The following is a 1,155-nucleotide window of genomic DNA, read 5'->3' on the forward strand; positions in this document are numbered from 1 at the left end:
GCTCAAATACTATTTGACGGACAGTGCTTTCCTCATCATGAGCAAACATCACCATGCCAGTGCTATAAAATCCACGTAAAGATCGATCCCAAGATGCTAGCGGCATTATAGCTAAACAGCCATTCTGGATACTGGGTCAGAATTAACACGAATTAATATCGGTCGCGCAATTTCCAATGTGTATAAAATATGACACATATATTTTGATTATTCAAACAATCCGAAATTTGGCGACTAAACTATACGCAGGTGCGATGTAACATACATACAAATCAAATTGATACAACCTTCTTATTAAACTTAAATGTCTTTCAAAAGATCAAAGTTTGCTTCTAAAATTGAAAAATAAATCTTGTTTTCATAAATTTTTTGGTCAAATTGGTATTCTTTCGGTATTATACTATCCGTACTAATATTATAAATCTGAGAGTTTATGTGTGTGTATGTATGTATGTTTGTTACCTCATCACGCTCAAACGGCTTGACTGATTCGGATGAAATTTGGAACACAGGTAGAATTTAACTTGGAATAACACATAGGCTAGTTTTTACCGCGGGATAAAAATTATTACCACGGAAAAATGAGTGGCAGCGGGTTAAATCGCTGGGCGGAAATCTAGTATATGTATGTATAGAAGACTGATCGATCACACTGCTGGGCAAAGGCCTCCCTCTTCTCCTTCCATCCATTTCCATTTTTGTCTTCCGCAATTCCGCATGCATAGGCCAGTGGAGGGTCAAAAAATTTTTGTTCAAACAATTAAAAAGTTTTACAGACATGCATTACAGCAGTGAAAGAATGATTTCGGTAATAAAATAAGGGCAGTTTTTTTGGAGATAACTGATTCCTTAATATCATAATGGAGTAAATATAACAGCTAACCTGTTCGAGAAAAGGAGAAATTGCTCAATGAAACAGTTGACACTAAGACCTCTTATTTCAAGCTTCTTTACTTCCGATGCGTCCTTTAATATCATGTGTGTCTGCTTTATGCCCGTTTCGAAAATCCACAGGTCGCGTAGTTTTGAGCAATTACGCAGGTATCCAAATTTGGGATTATATGATATTATGTTGTTCATTTTTTTAAATGTGAGGCGACGAGGGCATGACCCAAAGTCACCTGATGGACTCACAGCTGAAATCATTTTTTTTTT

At 36.3% G+C, this 1,155-nt stretch carries 1 pseudogene; it reads right to left on the reverse strand.

The annotated features are described in order from the left end of the window. Positions 1 to 82: pseudogene (locus tag ACJ5GX_RS05905) on the reverse strand (AAA family ATPase); the annotation flags it as partial. Positions 83 to 1,155: the final 1,073 nt, after the last annotated feature.

The sequence above is a fragment of the Wolbachia endosymbiont of Tuta absoluta genome (assembly GCF_059414725.1).